This is a genomic window from Dickeya dadantii NCPPB 898 (assembly GCF_000406145.1).
Lineage (GTDB): Bacteria > Pseudomonadota > Gammaproteobacteria > Enterobacterales > Enterobacteriaceae > Dickeya > Dickeya dadantii.
On the sequence record NZ_CM001976.1, the window covers coordinates 4,736,488 to 4,754,388 of the forward strand.

The window sequence follows — 17,901 nt, forward strand, 5'->3', positions numbered from 1 at the left end:
ATCATGCAAACAAGATCATGAAAACAGGATCATGAAAACAATACGAAACCAGAGGAGAAACGCGTGGCGATAACCCTTCCTGAAGCACTGATTCCGGCCGACCCCCGTTTTGGCTGCGGCCCGTCGCTGATTCAGCTTGATGACCTGACGCACCTGAAAGATAAAGGGCCGCACCTGCTGGGCACCAGCCACCGCAAAGAACCGGTACGCGCGCTGTGCCGCGAGATTCAACAAGGCCTGCGGGATTACCTGTCGGTGCCGGACGGCTACAGCATCGTGCTGGGCAACGGCGGCGCCACCGCGCTGTTCGACATGGTCGGCCTCGGGCTGGTCAGAAAGCGCATCGTCCATCACACCTGCGGCGAGTTCTCGGAGAAGTGGTTTAAAGCCTCGCGCCGGATTCCGTGGATTCAGGCGGACAACGTCACGGTGGAATACGGTCAGGCCAACACCGCCTTTGTGACGGAAGGCGCGGACGTGGTGGCCTGCACGCTGAACGAAACCTCCACCGGGGTGATGAATACCCGTTTACCCGAGGTCGGCGAAGATTGCCTGCTGGCGGTAGACGCCACCAGCGGCGCAGGGCAAATCGCCTGCGACCTGTCCCGCGTGGATGTGTTCTTCTTCTCGCCGCAAAAGGTGTTCGCCAGTGAAGGCGGATTGTTTGTCGCTATTTTGTCGCCGAAAGCCAAAGCGCGGATCGCCGAGATCGCCGCCGATCCCAGCCGCTATATCCCGGCGTTCGCCGACTGGCGGCTGGCGCTGAGCAACAGCGAACAGCAGCAGACTTACAATACTCCGGCGGTGGTGACGCTGTTCCTGTTCGCCGAACAGGTCAAACGCATGAATGCGCTGGGCTTCGCCGAGGTGGAGCGTCAGGCCGCCGCCAAAGCGGCGCTGCTGTACCAGTGGGCCGCCGACCGGGATTATCTGTCCGCCTATGTGGCCGACCCGGCGTTTCGCTCCACCACCGTCGCCGCCATCGACCTGGCGGATACGATTTCCGTGGATAAACTGACCCGTTATCTGGACGAACAAGGGCTGGCGCACGGCATCGAAGGTTATCGGGCGCTGGGGCGCAATCAGTTACGCATCGCGCTGTTTCACAACATCGCCTTTGACGACCTGAAAACGCTGACCGCGTTGATCGATTTTCTGGTCGCCAGCGGCGAATTCGCCGCCTGAGGTCACACCGTCGCCTTAACCGGCAGCGCGGTTTTGTGAATCAGCCGCCGCAGTGAAAACGAGGACTGCACATCACGCAGTCCTTCGATTTTGATCAGTTTCTTCTGCAAGAACTTCTCGAAATCCGACAGGCTGGCGGCCACCACCCGTAGCATGAAATCGTGGCTGCCGGACATCAGGTGACACTCCATCACCTCGTCAAAGGTGGCGATCTGCTGTTCAAACCTGCGGAAGGTGGCTTCCGACTTCGGCTCCAGCGTCAGCGATATGTAGGCGTTCACCGGAAACCCGGCTTTTTCCTGATCCAGCAGCGTGACGTAGCGGTCGATCATGCCCGCGTCTTCCAACTGTTTCAGCCGCCGGGTGCAGGGCGTGGCCGACAGGCACACCCGTTCGGCCAGCTCGGTGGTTTTCAGCCGCGCATCCTGTTGTAGCTCATTCAAAATCTGTGCGTCGATGCGGTCGATCTTCATGAGTGAAAACCTCTATTTATGCCATTTCCATGAGTGATAATCCCTAATCTAATCGATAAACGGCTTTTCTTTTAGTTAAAACTCACTCCGTGATCAATGTTAATTTGAGCGTCATCAGTGAATGTTCAGTCATGAAATTCGAAGATATATGCATTTCTTATGGCTAAACGAATGAAATCGAATTGATGAGGTCACCCCCATGCTAAAAGAGTCTGTCGCGCTAGCCAAGGCAGCGGAAACCGGCCGGAAACCGGGGCTGGCTCACACCCTGAAAGACGACGTATACGGCCTGATGCTGGGGGTGATGTTTATTGCGATCGGCCTGAATTTGCTCAAACTCTCAGGCATGATCACCGGCGGGATTGCCGGCATCGCTTTACTGCTCTCCTACTTTATTCCGCTGTCGATCGGCGTGCTGTTTATCCTCGCCAATATCCCATTCATGATTTTCTGCTACTTCAGCATGGGGCGCGCCTTTACGCTGAAAACGCTGATCGTCAATATCGCCCTGAGCGCCGCCACCCAGGCGGTGCCCGGTCTGCTGACCATCAACTATATCCACCCACTGTTTTCCGCGCTGGTGGGCGGCACCTTTCTCGGCATGGGCATTCTCTCGCTGGCGCGCCACAATGCGTCGGTCGGCGGCACCGGCGTCGTCACCCTGTGGCTCTACAAACGCTTCAATATCAATGCCGGCAAAAGCCAGATGCTGCTGGATATGCTGGTGTTCGCCGTGTCCATATTCACCATGCCCGCTCACCTGCTGCTGTGGTCGGCGCTCAGCGCGCTGGCGATGAACGCCATGCTGATGAACTGGCATAAGCCGGGGCGGTATCAAGGCGGGTAAGATGGCGGTGTAATGGTAGCCATCAGGCGAACGGCTATTCCGCTATTACTGAGTTGCATTCAGTAATGCCACAAACTGCTGCCATAGCGCGTCAGCACTACGCTCGTACCCTTGCTGGGTAAGATGAATCAAGTCAGGACGTGCAATTCCCTGTTGTTGCCAGCGTTCAATAGCGCAGTCTCCCCCCATGTAATCAAACCAGTTCCAAAACAGCGTGTGATAGGATTGGGCAACCTCTCGCTGGGCCTGAATAACCGGTTTTAGCAAAGCCGGCTGGAGCTGCTGGCAAGATGCGCCATTTTTATTGCTGATGCTGCTACCGGGGCCAACCAGCAGAATGACCGCTTCCGGCAACACACGCCTGATAGCCTGTACATATTCGCTATAATTTTGCTGATAACGTTGGATATCAAGTTGTTGGTCAAAGGCTTCGTTCGTGCCGTACGCCATGATGACCATATCCGGCTTCAGCATTTGTAACGTGGATAACCAGTTATCGCGCCATTTATCCAGCATGGAAACCCGGGCGCCGTTGATACCAAGCGCACTCAACATGACGCCACCGCTGTTACTGGACGACAGTAGCCACCCGGCCAGTTGGCTCCCTCCCGAAGGCGCCAGCGAATACCTGACAGGCGACTGGACAGTCACCGGCTGGCTCAATGTCCAGCGGGACTGACTGCATGGCAGAACAACCGTCCGATGCTGGATCTGTATCTTCCCGTTCGCCTGATTACGATACAGCGCTTGCATTAAAAAGGCCGGGTCAGTGTCACGCACAATCAGCTCTGCGTTATTATTGTCCTGACGTGGCGTGGCGATATTACCGCCCAATGTAAATCCAGCATTCGTGGTTTTTCGACTGGTTATCATGTCCCAGCCTTTAGCATTGGCGAACAAGACGTTATCAGACCGGTTGCCAGATATTGCCAAAGGACTAATAAAACCGACGCCGCCGTCTCCATACTGCTGTTTAAAATGACGACGCAGCTGCCCGGAAAAAAAATCCGACGCGGTATGCGAATCACCCAATTGCAGGATGTGAATCTTTTCTCTATCGCTATGACTTAATTTATATTTGAGTTGCTGCAACCCTGGATCGCCATAATCGATTAACTGAATCGCATTTCCCCCGGCCACAGGAAACGTAGTGGCTTGAGGAAAACTGTTATTTCCCCGGCCACAGGATGTAAGCTGAATCAGACAGAGCGTCATCATCAAACACCTGTTTTTACCCATCATTTTATCTGGCATTCTAATGAGTTACCTCATTCAATGAGGGCCTCACGCTTATTTTCGAAAAAATACGTTCGGCAATCATTTTTTGTCCCGTTAGCGAGAAATGAACACCGTCATTAGTGCGGATACGCACTTTCGCCTTATCCTGTTCCATATCAGGAGAATAGATACTGCTCTGATAGCCAAAAATCTCATTCACCCGAATAGATATTTCATTTTCAGCTTTTACTTCAGACTCAAACAAACCATTAATATAATTAACCCCATGATTTAGCTTCTTATTCTCCACATTCGGGGGAGAAACCCATATGACTGGAATCCGTTTTTCACGCGCTAAATTCAGGATAGAGCGAATACGGTCACGATACGCGCTCTCCCATGCCGGCGACTCAAACTTCAGGAAATTCTTACCATTGCCAGACGGCATATCCCAGGGATCGTTTGATCCTAAAAACACCACCAGCGCTCCAATATCCTGCCGTTTTTCCAACTCATGGCTCAATATTAACGGCCAGTTGAAAAAATGGGGGTACGTCAGGCCAGTGCTACGTTTACTTAAATCAATCCCCTCCACACTATAGCGATCGCGTAACATTTTAATGACGTGAGGTGCCACCCCTTCCATCATAGAATCACCGATAAAAAGGACCGCCTGCCCGGCTTTTAATACCACATGGTTGTCCCCAATATTGGTACTGGCAGCACGAGTGGCTGAATTGCCGTCAACATGAGTGTCCGGCTCTTTGACAGTGGGTGGCAACAACTTTTCCCGGGGAGCGACTGGCCTCGCAGCTTGCCGTGGTGCAACAGGCGCGTCATCAGGTATCGACTGCCGTGCGTTACCTCCAGGAGCCGATGTCAGGCTCTCTACAAATGAATCTTTGGCTGCCTGTGAGGCTTCCATCAGACGATCACCGAATACCCATGACGGACTGGTGATGCCATCCCACGGACTTTTAGTATGAAAATGTAGCTCCCAATAACTATTGATTGATTGCTGATACAACCATATCAACCCAATCATACAACTCAGTATCACAAGCAGGCTCTTAAAGACCTGAGCCAATATGGTGCGGTATTCAGAAGTTTGCATAAATAAATCCCGGCACGCCAGAAGGCGAAAACAAGAAAACCAACGCTAAAAATGAAAAGATCACGAAAGGCACCAGATACCATTCGAGGCGCCTCAGCGTATTAGCGATAATTTCACGCAGCGTTATTAACGATGGATAGATAATTAATAAAACAATAAAACCAGCAATTCCCCACATATCGTTTACCGTCAACTGCGCCACATCTGCTCTGGAGATAACCCTCAACATGAGCAACGCATCATGCACACTGCCAGCCTTAAAGAAAATCCAGGCCAGACAAACAAAATGAAAGGTGAATAGCCGCGCGATAACGCCAAGTATCGGAATTATTTTTTTCTTCTGACGATACTTAACCCAGAAATTGTAGAAAATCAAACCAACACCATGTATTCCCCCCCAAATTAAAAAGGTAATACTTGTGCCATGCCAGATACCAGACAATACCATCGCAATGAAAATATTAAGCTGCGTATTCCACCATCCCTGACGACTTCCTCCTAACGGGATATAGATATAATCACGAATGAACGAAGACAGACTGATGTGCCATCTTCGCCAAAAATCCTTTATATTCTCAGCAACATAAGGATGTGAAAAATTTGTGCCTATCTGGAAGCCAAGTAAAATAGCAATTCCTGTTACCAAATTAGTATAACCAGAAAAGTTGAAATAAATCTGCCAGGCCCACGCGTAAGTTGCCAATATACACTGCCAGCCAGTATAGTTTTCGGGATCAATGAATACAGAGGAAACATAGTTTTCATCCAGCCATTCGTTTAAGCAGAATAACTTGGCTATCGCCAGTGCAATAAGAAACAGAGCCCGTGGCCACTCCGTTAGCTGGCGTGGACGTTTTGTCTCTATCTGGGGTAACAGCCTGTCTGCCCGGTTGATAGGGCCGGAAAGAAAGGTGGGGAAAAAGTTCAGATAAAGCAAAGTATTAAAAAAATTACTTTGTTTTATCTCTCCTTTTGCAACTGAAACAATCAGGCTAACGGCGTTAAATATATAAAATGATAGCCCAATAGGAAGCAATACATTAAGCACGGGAAGCGTGACAGCAATATGATACTCACTAAGTGTCATTTGCAAATCATCACGCAAACCTGAGTAATACTTAAACATAACAAAGAAAAAAACAGTAAAAAAAATCAACAAATAAACAGAAAGCTTCCTAAATTCAGCATGTGCCGCTAAATTTAAAAGAAAGCAAATACAAGCACTAAACAACAACAATACTGTCAGAGACTGCCAGCTGGACAACAGAACAAGGCCATAACCCGCCACAAGAAGAATAAGATTCTGTACTTTTATCCAGGGAGATAAAAGCCAGTAAATCAAAAACAAAACGAGGAAGCAAAAGGAAAATTCGACAGAAATTAAATTCATTAATATCACCATGCACTTATTAAAAATGCGATTTAGAAATACACTCTTACCCGTTGTTTCATCTCCAGAAAATAAAAATAAAATTTAACAAAAACAATCTATCAGGAATGAAAAATAGGATTTTCACCTCACCGAAAATTCACCACGCAAATTGATATCATCAGGATTAAATCGACTAAAAATTCTACTAAAAAAAAGAAAAAATTAAAGATAACGATGACAATCACATCATCAGACACTTCTGAAAAATAATTACACGTCTATTTCCCAGAGTTTCTTTTCATGAAATATCATTGCAGGTTGGCGGCAAATAATTACAAAGTTCTGCGGTGAAAATTACTAAAATTACTCAGGAAACAAACAACTTAATAAATGCCTATACCCTAAATAATTCGAGTTGCAGGACAACACGCTCGCGTGTTGAACAACGCAACGCGTTGGCCCGTCAGGGCAAGGCTCATTAAGAGCCTTGTAACGCGGCAAGCGAGTGACAAATTCGTCGGGAACGAATTTGACCAGCCAACGGCTGGCCTCCGGTGAGAGACAGGATGTCTCTCATTTAATCCCGATGAGCTTACTCGGGTAAGTGATTCGGGTGAACGACAAATCTGCCGGGAGCAAATTTGAACGCAGCTTGCTGCGGCCCTGAAAGGGCGAGGCCCAAGGAGGGGCCGAGTAACGCAGCCAACACACCTGCAACTTGAAGTATGACGGGTATATACTCAACACATTGCCACCCTCAGCAATCTGGTGGAGTGACCCAGCATGGTTCCGATATGAAAAATAACGAAATGCTCCGCAGTTATGATTGATGTTCAGCACGTCAACGACGAACGCCATGCTGATGAACTGGCATAAACCGGGGCGGTATCAGGGCGGGTAAAAGCGCCGTCAGCCGACGCTAGCCATTACCATCGTGGTGTTTCAGAACGATCGAACAGGTATATCGCCCGGCGGGATGAATGGAGATGGTCGTTTCAAAGGTTTCGCCGTTGCGATCCAGATAGCGCCGTATGATTTTCAACGCCGGCGACCCGGTTTCCACCCCCAGCTGTTTCGCAATCTTGGCCGGCACGCCAACCGCCGTAATGGTCTGGTGTACTTCCTTGCTTTGCACGCCATAGTGATTTTCGATCAAATCGCTGATCAGCGAAAACGGGTCACTGCGCACAAGACGCCTGACCTTGTCGTAGGCAACGCTGGCATAGCTGTCCGTCCAGCAAATCGGCGCGTCCGGCTTGATGCTATCTTCCCGAATACTCGCGATATGCAGCCAACGCGACCCCGGCGGGCAACCAATGATTTGCGACAATTCATAATCGGCGACGATCTCATCAATCTTTTTCACCACCCGCACATTATTCCTGGCCAGCGCCAGCAAATCTTCCAGGTTTGCCAGCGGGTGGTTCGTGTTCCCGTTTCTGGCATCGGTGACGTGGGTCCCGGCGCCTTTGCGTCTTGAGATCAGCCCTTGCTCGGTAAGCTCGCGCAGGGCTTCCCGCACGGTATGCCGGCTGGCCTGATACACCTCGCAGAGCGCCTTTTCGGTCGGGAAAAGTGAACCTGCCGGGTACTTGCCGGAAACGATGTCCTGCGCCAGTTCTCGGGCAATCCGCTTATAGAGGGACTCTTTCATAGAGATACGTTCTTCGAAAAATTAATGATCGCTATCACAAAGCGGTGAGTAAACACTTCCGCTGACTATGCACGCTCGCTATAAATGTCCGTACATTTAAAATATGTCCGGACATTTTCATCACCCTTATCGGTCGTTACGGACATACCGTACCGAGACCGTTGTTAGCGGTCAGTCTATCACTAAATCACACCCGGGAGGGGCCACTATGGCATCGAATGTTCTTGATTCTATTCTGTTCAGGGACTCGTTCGGCACGCCTGAAATGCGCGCCGTCTTTGACGACCATGAATTGATTCGGAAATACGTTGAGGTAGAGATCGCGCTGGCGAAAGCCGAAGCCCGCTGCGGCGTTATCCCGCAGCAAGCCGCCGACGAGATCGCCAAAACCTGCAACGCCGACACGCTGGATTTCGACCTCCTGCGCCATGAAACCGAAATCGTCGGCTACCCGATTTTACCGCTGGTCCATCAGATCTCGAAACAGGCCGGGGCATCCGGCGGCTACGTGCACTGGGGCGCGACCACGCAGGACATCATGGATACGGCGGTGGTGTTGCAAATCCGCGACGCCTTCGATCTGATTGAAGCGGATATCCGGTCGCTGCGTAACACGCTCGCCGATCTGGCGCGGCGCTACCGCAATACCCCGATGGCGGGCAGAACCCATCTGCAACAGGCGTTGCCCATCACTTTCGGCTACAAGGCCGCCATCTGGCTGGATATGTTTGACCGCCACGCCGAACGCCTCGAACAGGCGCGCCCGCGCATTCTGGTCGGCGAATTCGCCGGCGCCGCCGGCACGCTGGCCTCGCTGGGCGACAACGGTCTGGTGGTGCAGAAAGCGATGATGGAAGAGCTGAAACTGGGCGTGCCGACCTCCACCTGGCATGTGGCGCGCGACGGCTTCGCCGAAGCGGTGAATTTGCTGGCCGTCATCACCGGATCGCTGGGGAAAATCGCCTATGACGTCATGCTGCTGGCCTCCAACGAGTTTGGCGAACTGTACGAACCCTTTGTCAAAGGCCGCGGCGCCAGCAGCACCATGCCGCAAAAACGTAACCCGATCTCCAGCGAACTGATGCTGGCCTGCGCCAAAGGCGTACGTCAGCACGCCGGCCTCATGCTGGATGCGATGGTGCAGGATCTGGAACGCGCCACCGGCCCGTGGCATGCGGAATGGATCGCGATTCCGGAAAGTTTCGTGCTGGCCGCCGGCGCGCTCAATCAGGCTAAATTCATGCTCAGCGGCCTGATTGTCGACGAACAGGCGATGGCGAAAAACCTCGATATGACCAAAGGGCTGATCGTGGCGGAAGCCGTAATGATGGGGCTGGCGCCTTACATAGGTCGGCAAGACGCGCACGACGTGGTTTACGACGCCTGCCGTATCGTCAATACGCAGGGCGGTCGCCTGGCCGACGTGCTGAACGCCATGCCTCAGGTATCCAGCCGCCTCAAACCGGAATTAATCGAGCAGTTGACGGACCCGGTCAATTACCTCGGCATCGCGCCGGAAATGGTTGATCAGGTGCTGGAAAAATCCGCCAAACGGCAATAACCCCAGCCAATAACCCGTAAGATTGAGGAGATGATCATGTCATCTGATTCATCTAAGGGAAAATCAATCGTCGCCTTTATGGTTCCCCTGTTATTGGGAACCATAATCTGGTTTTCCCCTGTACCCGAAGGATTAACACCGCAGGCATGGCATATGTTTGCCATTTTTCTCGCCACCATCGCCGCGATATTAACCCAGCCGCTGCCCTCCGGCGCAGTCATGATTATTGCGCTATGCGTCGTTATTTTTACGCAGACGCTGCCGGAAGCGAAAGCGCTGGCAGGCTTTTCCAGCGGAACCGTCTGGTTAATCTTCTGTGCGTATATTCTGTCTCTGGGATTCGTCACCTCCGGTCTCGGCAAAAGAATCGCCTATAAAATGCTGTCGTTATTCGGCGGCAGCAGTCTGGGCATCGCCTATTCATTAGGGGTTTCCGACCTGATTATGGCGCCGGCCATGCCGTCGGTCACCGCACGCTCAGGGGGCATTATTTTCCCTATCGTGCGTTCCATCAACGAAGTATTGGGTTCTACGCCGGGTGAGTCAGGGAAAAAAATCGGTGATTTCCTGATCATGGTCTGTTTCCAGTTCACCCCTATAACCGGCGCCATTTTTCTGACGGGCATGGCGGCGAATCCGCTGGTGGGCAGCCTGGCGAAATCCTCGCTAAATGTCGAAATTACCTGGGGAAGTTGGTTTATCGCCGCGGTAGTACCAGCCATGGTGTGTTTCTGTCTGATGCCGCTGCTGGTCTACAAGCTGCTAAACCCCGAATTGAAACGCACCCCGGAAGCCAGACAGATGGGGAAACAGGCGCTCGCCGAGCTGGGAACGATGACGCCCGCCGAGAAAAAAGTCGCGCTGGGATTTCTGCTGGCGCTGATTGGCTGGGGAACCAGCCTGGTTACCGGGCTATCGGCCACCGCCGTTGGGCTGGGTCTTGCCGCCTATCTGTTTGCCTCACGCGCGGTTGACTGGAAAGCCCTGCTCAAAGACCACGCCGCCTGGGATACCGTCATTTGGTTTAGCGTGATCATCAGCCTGGCCGGCGGCCTGTCCGATTTGGGTTTCATCAAATGGATGACGGTTAAAATGGGCGGCGCCATTCACGGCTTCGGCGCGATGGGCACGTTTATCTTACTCGGGCTGATCTATATTTACGTCCACTACCTGTTCGCCACCGCGACCGGTCACGTCGCCGCGCTGTATGCGCCTTTTGCCGCCACCGCGATTGCCGCAGGCGCGCCCCCGGTCATGGTGGCGATATGCTTTGGTATTTTCAGCAACCTGATGTGGGGAAATACCGAATACGGCGGCGGGCCGGGGCCGATTTATTTTGCTCAGGGCTATTTTGAACGACCGCGGTTTTACAAAATCAATTTATGCGTGGTGACGGTCAATGTCATCGTGACCTTTGCCGTCGGGCTGGTGTGGTGGAATCTGCTGGGGTATTACTGACCTTACTCGTTATTTTCCTTAATAAATCAGGGTGAGGATTACCTCACCCTGATTGTCACCACGACGTAAGCACATCACGGTTTCGGCGTTATCGCATAGTCACAAACTCTTCCGCCGCCGTTGGATGAATCGCCACCGTGTCGTCGAAGTCTTTTTTGGTCGCGCCCATCTTCACCGCCACCGCAAAGCCCTGCAGGATTTCATCCATACCGAAGCCGATGCCGTGCACGCCGACGATTTTCTCTTCCGGCCCCACGCACACCAGCTTCATGCGGCACGGCTGACGGTGCTGCGTCACCGCAGTGTACATGGCGGTAAACGCGGACTTATACACCTTAACCTGATCGTCGCCATACTGCTCGCGCGCCTGCGGCTCGGTCAGCCCGACGGTGCCGATCGGCGGGTGGCTGAACACCACGGTCGGGATATTGCTGTAATCCAGATGCTCGTCCGGCTTGTTGTTGAACAACCGTTCGGACAGACGACGCCCCGCCGCCACGGCGACCGGCGTCAGCTCAACGGCGCCGGTGTTATCGCCCACCGCGTAGATACCCGGCACCGTGGTGTTCTGGAATTTATCCACCACGATGTAGCCTTTGCTGTTGAGCGCCACACCCGCCGCATCCAGATTGATCTTATCGTTCGCCGGTTCGCGGCCGATCGCCCAGATCAGGCAATCTACGGTTTGCTCATGCCCGCTTTCCAGTTGCAGCGTCAGGCTACCGTCGGCGTTTTTCACCACTGCCCTGGGGATAGACTCGGTGTGCAGCCCCGGGCCTTCGGTGTTCATCACCTCCACCAGCGTGTCCACAATCAGCGGGTCGAACTGGCGCAGCGGCGCGTGCTTGCGCACAAACAGGTGAACCTCGGAGCCAAGCGCGTTCAGCACGCCGGCGATTTCCACCGCGATATAACCGGCGCCCACCACGGCAACCCGTTGCGGCAGCGCGGTCAGTGCAAAGAAACCATCGGAATCAATACCGTACTCCGCACCGGGAATCGACGGGCGCGTCGGCCGGCCGCCGGTGGCGATCAGGATATGGTCGGCGGTGATGCGCTCGCCGTTCACTTCCACCGTCTTCGCATCCACGAAACGGGCAAAGCCCTGAATCACCTCGACCTGATTTTTCCCCAGTACGTTATTGTAAGACTGGTGGATACGGTCAATGTAGGCGCTGCGGTTTTTCAGCAACGTATCCCAGTTAAACTGATTGACGGTGACATCAAAACCATAGTCCGGCCCGTAGTGGTGAATGGCTTCGGCAATCTGAGCGGCATGCCACATCACCTTTTTCGGCACGCACCCGACATTGACGCAGGTGCCGCCCAGGTATTTGGCTTCGATCAGCGCGCATTTCTTTCCATACATGGCCGCACGGTTGATGGAGGCAATGCCGCCGCTGCCGCCACCAATGGCGAGATAGTCATAATGTCTGGTCATCAGGGCTCCACGTTTGCTTTCGATAAACGTTCAATAAAAGTAGATAGACCGTATCCCGCCGCCGCACCAATGCTGGCGCCCAATGGCGGAATACGGCTCACAGTGTAACGCTGGCGAAACAAATCCAACGCCGACGAGATGTAACATCAACGAGATGCAACATCAGCGAGATATAACGCCAGCGAAAAGTGTAACGCCAGCAGTCGGTATCCGGCAAAGACAGAAAGCGGGATTGTATGAAGAAATGCGCAGCGGTTCGCAACGGTTTTGAAAATCGGTGCGATAGGTAAAATAACGCGATGTGAAAAAAACGGGTTAACTTTCGGAGCGTTGCATGGAACTGATTTTTCTCGGCACTAACGCCGGCGTGCCCACCAAAGAGCGCAACGTCACCAGCATCGCGCTCGATCTGCACGGCATTCGCCCGGCATTCTGGCTGTTTGACTGCGGTGAAGGCACCCAGCACCAAATTTTGCGCACCCCGGTCAAACCCGGCAAGCTGGAGAAGATTTTCATCACCCATCTGCACGGCGATCATCTGTTCGGGCTGCCCGGCCTGCTTTGCTCGCGCTCCATGGCAGGCATTGAGACGCCGCTGACGCTCTACGGCCCGGCCGGGCTGAAAGCCTTTGTCGAAGCCACGCTTACGCTGAGCGGTTCCTGGCTCACTTATCCACTGGAGGTGGTGGAGGTCGTTCCCGGTACGGTGTTTGAAGACCATCAGTTTAGGGTGACGGCGCATGAGCTGTCGCACACCCTGTATTGCGTGGGATACCGCATTGAAGAGCGCCCCAAACCGGGCCCGCTGGACGTGCGCAAACTGGCGGCGGAGGGCGTCAAACCCGGCGCCTATTTCCAGCAGTTAAAACGCGGGGAAACCGTGACGCTGGACGACGGGCGGGTGCTGAACGGCTGGGATTACGTCGGCCCCGGCTTGCCGGGCAAGTCGCTGGCGATTTTCGGCGACACCCGCCCGACGCCGGAAGCGCTCAAACTGGCCGCCGGCGTCGATGTGATGGTGCATGAAGCCACTCTGGAAGGAGCGATGGCGGAGCGCGCCGACGAGCGCGGGCATTCCACCACCCTGCAAACCGCCGCCACCGCGCGGGACGCCGGCGCCAAGCGGTTGATCATCACCCATTTTAGCGCCCGCTACGGCCGGGAAGATCTGATACGCCTGTGTCAGGAATGTCAGACGCTGTTCCCGGCCACCGAGGTCGCTACCGATCTGGCCACTTTTCGGGTATAGCGCCGGGCAGCGCTAAGCACCTATTGAATAGGTGCTTAGAGCCAATATAGAAAAGGGTTTATTCCGGCACCACCCACTCAACGCGCGTGTGGCCGGTGCCGGCAGGCACCAGTGCCTGATGCAGCCACGGCAGCACGCTTTTCATTTGGGATTCCAGCTTCCACGGCGGGTTGATGACAATCATGCCGGAGGCGGTCATACCGTGACGATCGCTGTCCGGCAGCACCGCCAGTTCGATTTGCAGGATACGGCGGATACCGGTGTCTTCCAGGTCTTTGAGCAGGCGCTTGATGTGCTGGCGCAGCACCACCGGATACCACAGCGCGAACACGCCGGTAGCAAAGCGGCGATAGCCTTCCTGAATGCCTTTCACCACCGCCTGATAATCGGTTTTCAGTTCATACGGCGGGTCGATCAGAATCAATCCGCGGCGCGACGGCGGCGGCAACTGGGCCTTCAACTGCTGGTAACCGTCTTCACGTATCACCCGCGCCCGGTCGTCACGCAGAAATTCCTGACGCAGCAGCGGAAAATCGCTGGGGTGCAGCTCGGTGAGATGAATTTTGTCATGCTCGCGCAGCAACTGGCGGGCAATCAGCGGCGAGCCGGGGTAATAGCGCAGCCTGTCGCCGGAATTATAGGAACGCACCACTTGCATGTACGGCTCCAGTTCCGCCGGAATGTCATCCCGCTGCCAGATGCGGCCAATGCCGTCGAGGTACTCGCCGGTGCGCTCGGCGTGTTCGCTCTGCAGCTGATAACGGCCCGCGCCGGAGTGCGTATCCAGATACAGGAACGGTTTGTCCTTCTCTTTCATCGCGGTAATGATCAGGCTTTGGACGGTGTGTTTCAGCACGTCGGCATGATTGCCGGCATGAAAACTGTGGCGATAACTCAGCATAAAGTGTGGATTTCCGGTCAATGAGGGCGCGTTTGCCGCTAATCGCCATAGTATACCCTAAATAATTCGAACGGTTAGCGCCGCAAAATACCCCAACAATCACCGCTATCCGCTACGGGATAGTGCAATAACCGACCTTTTTCGTTATATAATAATTTATATATCGAAAACCCGGAAACGACCTTCATGAAAAACCACTTTGGCGACGGTATTCTGGCAGGGTTGCAAGCCTCCACGCCGCAATCGATGAGCGACATCCGTCATTACTGCGATGATTACCGCCGCGGCTATGTCTGCGGTTACGCCCATCAACGGGCCTCGCTGCGGGGCAGACAACAGGCCGCGTTCGAAGCCGGGCAATTGTGCCGCCGTTACGGGCTGATGCGCGATATCGTGGCGGAGTTCTTTACCGACGTCAGCAACCCGTCGCTGGTGGCATGGTTTTACGCCGGTTATAACCAGTCGCCCTGAGTCCTCTCGCCTGTACTGCGATGAATAACGCTTTTTTCCGGTCGGCATGGCGCGGTTATACCCCGGCCATTGATTTTCCCCGCGTTACCCCCCATGTTAAGTCATCATCACTACATTTCAGGACTGTGCCATGACCAATCCATTACTTTCCTCGTTTACCCTGCCGCCGTTCTCCCAGATCCAGATTGAACACATCCTCCCTGCCGTGCAGGCCGCGCTGGACGACTGTCGTCAGACCGTCGAGCACGTGGTGGCGCAGCCGGGTCCGTTCACCTGGGATAACCTGTGTCAGCCGTTAGCGGAAAGTGATGATCGGCTGGGGCGGATTTTCTCGCCGGTCAGCCACCTGAATTCGGTCAAAAACAGCCCGGAACTGCGCAGCGCCTATGAACAGTGCCTGCCGCTGCTGTCCGAATACGGCACCTGGGTGGGCCAGCACGCCGGGTTGTACCGTGCCTACCGCGACCTGCGCGACGGCGAGCATTACGCCGGCCTGAGCGTGGCGCAAAAAAAAGCGGTGGATAACGCCCTGCGCGACTTCGAACTGTCCGGAATTGCATTGCCGCCGGAACAACAGAAACGCTACGGCGACATCGCTTCCCGTCTGTCCGAACTGGGTTCGCAATTCAGCAACAATGTGCTGGACGCCACCATGGGCTGGACCAAACTGATCACCGACGTCAACGAACTGGCCGGTATGCCGGAAAGCGCCCTGGCGGCCGCCAACGCGCTGGCGGAAGCCAAAGAGCAGCAGGGCTGGCTGTTGACGCTGGATATTCCGAGTTACCTGCCGGTAATGACCTACTGTTCCAATCAGGCGCTGCGCGAAGAGATGTACCGCGCCTACGTGACCCGCGCGTCCGAGCAAGGCCCGAACGCCGGTAAGTGGGACAACGGCGAGGTGATGGCGGAAACGCTGGCGCTGCGCCATGAACTGGCGCAATTGCTGGGCTTCGCCAGCTTCGCCGACAAATCGCTGGCCACCAAAATGGCGGAAAACCCGCAGCAGGTGCTGGACTTCCTGACCGATCTGGCCAAACGCGCCCGTCCGCAAGGGGAGCAGGAGCTGGCGCAACTGCGCGCGTTCGCCAAAGAACATTTCGGCGTCGAAGAGTTGAACCCGTGGGACATCAGCTACTACGCCGAACAGCAGAAACAGCACCTGTATTCCATCAGCGATGAACTGCTGCGCCCCTACTTCCCGGAACCGCGCGTACTGGAAGGGCTGTTCGAGGTGGTGAAACGCATCTACGGCATCACCGCCAAAGAGCGTCAGGGCGTCGACGTCTGGCATCCGGAAGTGCGTTTCTTCGACCTGTTCAGCGACAGCGGCGAATTGCTGGGCAGCTTCTACCTTGATCTGTACGCCCGCGAGCACAAACGCGGCGGCGCCTGGATGGACGACTGCGTCGGCCGTCTGGGTAAAGCCAACGGCGAGCTGCAAAAACCGGTGGCCTACCTGACCTGTAACTTCAACCGCCCGATCAACGGCAAACCGGCGCTGTTTACCCACGACGAAGTCACCACCCTGTTCCACGAATTCGGTCACGGGTTGCACCACATGCTGACCCGCATCGACACCGCCGGGGTATCCGGCATCAACGGCGTGCCGTGGGACGCCGTCGAACTGCCGAGTCAGTTCATGGAAAACTGGTGTTGGGAGCCGGACGCGCTGGCGTTCATTTCCGGTCACTACGAAACCGGCGAGCCGCTGCCGCAGGCGATGCTGGACAAGATGCTGGCGGCCAAGAATTATCAGGCGGCGCTGTTCATCCTGCGTCAGCTGGAATTCGGCCTGTTCGATTTCCGCCTGCACGCCGGTTATGACCCGGCCAACGGCGCGCGCGTGCTGGAGACGCTGGCGGAGGTGAAAGCGCAGGTTTCCGTGGTGAAAAGCCCGGAATGGAACCGCTTCACGCACTCCTTCAGCCACATCTTCGCCGGCGGTTACGCCGCGGGTTACTACAGCTACCTGTGGGCCGACGTGCTGGCGGCGGATGCCTTCTCCCGCTTTGAAGAGGAAGGCATTTTTAACCGCGACACCGGCTTGTCGTTCCTGGAGAACATTCTGTCCCGCGGCGGCTCTGAAGAGCCGATGGTGCTGTTCAAACGCTTCCGCGGTCGTGAACCCAAACTGGACGCCATGCTGAAACACTACGGCATCCAGGAATGAGGATTGGTTTACTGACCGAAGCCGGTGCCGACCCCGAGGCGCTGGCGGTACTGGCCCGGCGCTGGGGGCTGGAGAATGACGCCGCCGCATCGCTGGCGCTGGTGCTCACTCCCGAACGGCTGGAATTGCGTAAATGCGACGAACCCAAGCTGGGCGCCATCTGTGTGGATTTCGCCGCCGGCGCGATGGCGCACCGTCGCCGTTTCGGCGGCGGACGCGGCGAAGCGGTCGCCAAAGCGGTCGGTATTAAAAAGGACTACCTGCCCGACGTGGTGGATGCCACCGCCGGCCTTGGCCGCGACGCCTTTGTGCTGGCGGCGCTCGGTTGCCGGGTACGGATGGTGGAACGTCACCCGGTGGTCGCCGCACTGCTGGATGATGGCTTGCAGCGCGGCTATCAGGACCCGGAAATCGGCGGCTGGCTGCGTGAGCGCCTGACGCTGGTGCATGCATCCAGCATTGACGCGTTGTCCGCCATCACCCCGCCGCCGGACGTGGTCTACCTCGACCCGATGTTTCCCCACCGCCAGAAAAGCGCGCTGGTGAAAAAGGAAATGCGGGTATTCCAGACGCTGGTCGGCGCCGACAATGACGCCGATGCCCTGCTGGCGCCGGCGCGCCGTCTGGCGAAAAAGCGGGTGGTGGTCAAACGCCCGGACTACGCGCCGCCGCTGGCAGGCGTGCCCGCCCAGTCGGCGCTGGAAACCAAAAGCCACCGGTTTGATTTTTATCTGCCGCTGACGGAGTAACACCCGGTTCTGGCTGCACTTTTTAACAGCAGCAG

Annotated in this window: 15 protein-coding genes; 8 read left to right on the forward strand and 7 right to left on the reverse strand. The window is 55.1% G+C overall.

The features are described 5' to 3' along the window. The first annotated feature begins 63 nt into the window (after nt 1-63). Nucleotides 64-1,185 (forward strand): aminotransferase class V-fold PLP-dependent enzyme, encoded by a 1,122-nt coding sequence (locus DDA898_RS21260; RefSeq protein ID WP_038912313.1) that lies wholly within the window; start codon nt 64-66, stop codon nt 1,183-1,185. A gap of 2 nt (nt 1,186-1,187) precedes the next feature. Here DDA898_RS21260 and DDA898_RS21265 read toward each other — a convergent pair whose 3' ends face one another. Further along, the gene (locus DDA898_RS21265; RefSeq protein ID WP_038912314.1) at nt 1,188-1,658 is read right to left on the reverse strand and encodes an Lrp/AsnC family transcriptional regulator; all 471 of its coding nucleotides are present in this window, start codon (nt 1,656-1,658) and stop codon (nt 1,188-1,190) included. A gap of 199 nt (nt 1,659-1,857) precedes the next feature. Between DDA898_RS21265 and DDA898_RS21270 the strand changes: the two genes are divergently transcribed. Continuing rightward, complete coding sequence (locus DDA898_RS21270; protein ID WP_038912316.1) at nt 1,858-2,505, forward strand: YitT family protein; 648 nt, start codon at nt 1,858-1,860, stop codon at nt 2,503-2,505. Nucleotides 2,506-2,550: 45 nt separating this feature from the next. Here the strand turns inward: DDA898_RS21270 and DDA898_RS21275 are convergent, their stop codons facing one another. From DDA898_RS21275 to DDA898_RS21290, 4 genes are all read right to left on the reverse strand, one after another. After that, complete coding sequence (locus DDA898_RS21275; RefSeq protein ID WP_050570301.1) at nt 2,551-3,759, reverse strand: SGNH/GDSL hydrolase family protein; 1,209 nt, start codon at nt 3,757-3,759, stop codon at nt 2,551-2,553. Between the two features lies 1 nt (nt 3,760). Next, entirely contained in the window at nt 3,761-4,837 is a 1,077-nt protein-coding gene (locus DDA898_RS21280) for an SGNH/GDSL hydrolase family protein (RefSeq protein ID WP_038912317.1), read from the reverse strand. Then, on the reverse strand, nt 4,824-6,227 hold the full coding sequence (locus DDA898_RS21285) for an MBOAT family O-acyltransferase (RefSeq protein WP_038912318.1): 1,404 nt from the start codon (nt 6,225-6,227) through the stop codon (nt 4,824-4,826). The genes DDA898_RS21280 and DDA898_RS21285 overlap by 14 nt, the downstream gene beginning before the upstream one ends. Before the next feature lie 901 nt (nt 6,228-7,128). Continuing rightward, nucleotides 7,129-7,863, reverse strand: a complete 735-nt coding sequence (locus tag DDA898_RS21290; RefSeq protein WP_038912320.1) for a GntR family transcriptional regulator — start codon at nt 7,861-7,863, stop codon at nt 7,129-7,131. 208 nt (nt 7,864-8,071) lie between these two features. Here DDA898_RS21290 and DDA898_RS21295 point away from each other — a divergent pair, with 208 nt between their 5' ends. Together DDA898_RS21295 and DDA898_RS21300 are read left to right on the forward strand one after the other, a co-directional pair. Then, nucleotides 8,072-9,424, forward strand: a complete 1,353-nt coding sequence (locus tag DDA898_RS21295) for a class-II fumarase/aspartase family protein (protein WP_038912321.1) — start codon at nt 8,072-8,074, stop codon at nt 9,422-9,424. Between the two features lie 36 nt (nt 9,425-9,460). Further along, a complete protein-coding gene (locus DDA898_RS21300; protein WP_038912322.1) occupies nt 9,461-10,882 on the forward strand; it encodes a DASS family sodium-coupled anion symporter in 1,422 nt (473 codons plus the stop codon). A gap of 88 nt (nt 10,883-10,970) precedes the next feature. On the opposite strand, the gene gorA is transcribed toward DDA898_RS21300, so the two are convergent. Beyond that, nucleotides 10,971-12,323 carry a glutathione-disulfide reductase gene (gorA, locus tag DDA898_RS21305; RefSeq protein ID WP_038912323.1) on the reverse strand — a complete coding sequence of 451 codons (1,353 nt, stop codon included), beginning with the start codon at nt 12,321-12,323 and terminating at the stop codon, nt 10,971-10,973. A gap of 334 nt (nt 12,324-12,657) precedes the next feature. Here gorA and rnz point away from each other — a divergent pair, with 334 nt between their 5' ends. Next, nucleotides 12,658-13,572: a ribonuclease Z gene (rnz, locus tag DDA898_RS21310; protein WP_038912324.1), complete on the forward strand. Its 915-nt coding sequence runs from the start codon at nt 12,658-12,660 to the stop codon at nt 13,570-13,572. Between the two features lie 58 nt (nt 13,573-13,630). On the opposite strand, the gene DDA898_RS21315 is transcribed toward rnz, so the two are convergent. Further along, the gene (locus DDA898_RS21315; protein WP_038912325.1) at nt 13,631-14,473 is read right to left on the reverse strand and encodes a 23S rRNA (adenine(2030)-N(6))-methyltransferase RlmJ; all 843 of its coding nucleotides are present in this window, start codon (nt 14,471-14,473) and stop codon (nt 13,631-13,633) included. 186 nt (nt 14,474-14,659) lie between these two features. Here DDA898_RS21315 and DDA898_RS21320 point away from each other — a divergent pair, with 186 nt between their 5' ends. The 3 genes from DDA898_RS21320 (at nt 14,660) to rsmJ (ending at nt 17,866) form a co-directional block, all read left to right on the forward strand. Beyond that, the gene (locus DDA898_RS21320; protein ID WP_013320093.1) at nt 14,660-14,944 is read left to right on the forward strand and encodes a DUF2623 domain-containing protein; all 285 of its coding nucleotides are present in this window, start codon (nt 14,660-14,662) and stop codon (nt 14,942-14,944) included. 130 nt (nt 14,945-15,074) lie between these two features. Next, nucleotides 15,075-17,117 (forward strand): oligopeptidase A, encoded by a 2,043-nt coding sequence (gene prlC / locus DDA898_RS21325; RefSeq protein WP_038912326.1) that lies wholly within the window; start codon nt 15,075-15,077, stop codon nt 17,115-17,117. Further along, a complete protein-coding gene (gene rsmJ, locus DDA898_RS21330) occupies nt 17,114-17,866 on the forward strand; it encodes a 16S rRNA (guanine(1516)-N(2))-methyltransferase RsmJ (protein ID WP_038912327.1) in 753 nt (250 codons plus the stop codon). The genes prlC and rsmJ overlap by 4 nt, the downstream gene beginning before the upstream one ends. Nucleotides 17,867-17,901 lie beyond the last annotated feature (35 nt).

Excerpts from the sequence above, each read along its gene's own strand:
- prlC (WP_038912326.1), top strand. The coding sequence starts at position 15,075 with ATGACCAATCCATTACTTTCCTCGTTTACCCTGCCGCCGTTCTCCCAG.
- DDA898_RS21295 (WP_038912321.1), top strand. The coding sequence starts at position 8,072 with ATGGCATCGAATGTTCTTGATTCTATTCTGTTCAGGGACTCGTTCGGC.
- DDA898_RS21270 (WP_038912316.1), top strand. The coding sequence starts at position 1,858 with ATGCTAAAAGAGTCTGTCGCGCTAGCCAAGGCAGCGGAAACCGGCCGG.
- gorA (WP_038912323.1), bottom strand. The coding sequence starts at position 12,323 with ATGACCAGACATTATGACTATCTCGCCATTGGTGGCGGCAGCGGCGGC.
- DDA898_RS21320 (WP_013320093.1), top strand. The coding sequence starts at position 14,660 with ATGAAAAACCACTTTGGCGACGGTATTCTGGCAGGGTTGCAAGCCTCC.
- DDA898_RS21290 (WP_038912320.1), bottom strand. The coding sequence starts at position 7,863 with ATGAAAGAGTCCCTCTATAAGCGGATTGCCCGAGAACTGGCGCAGGAC.
- rsmJ (WP_038912327.1), top strand. The coding sequence starts at position 17,114 with ATGAGGATTGGTTTACTGACCGAAGCCGGTGCCGACCCCGAGGCGCTG.
- DDA898_RS21315 (WP_038912325.1), bottom strand. The coding sequence starts at position 14,473 with ATGCTGAGTTATCGCCACAGTTTTCATGCCGGCAATCATGCCGACGTG.
- DDA898_RS21265 (WP_038912314.1), bottom strand. The coding sequence starts at position 1,658 with ATGAAGATCGACCGCATCGACGCACAGATTTTGAATGAGCTACAACAG.
- DDA898_RS21300 (WP_038912322.1), top strand. The coding sequence starts at position 9,461 with ATGTCATCTGATTCATCTAAGGGAAAATCAATCGTCGCCTTTATGGTT.
- DDA898_RS21280 (WP_038912317.1), bottom strand. The coding sequence starts at position 4,837 with ATGCAAACTTCTGAATACCGCACCATATTGGCTCAGGTCTTTAAGAGC.
- DDA898_RS21285 (WP_038912318.1), bottom strand. The coding sequence starts at position 6,227 with ATGAATTTAATTTCTGTCGAATTTTCCTTTTGCTTCCTCGTTTTGTTT.
- rnz (WP_038912324.1), top strand. The coding sequence starts at position 12,658 with ATGGAACTGATTTTTCTCGGCACTAACGCCGGCGTGCCCACCAAAGAG.
- DDA898_RS21275 (WP_050570301.1), bottom strand. The coding sequence starts at position 3,759 with ATGCCAGATAAAATGATGGGTAAAAACAGGTGTTTGATGATGACGCTC.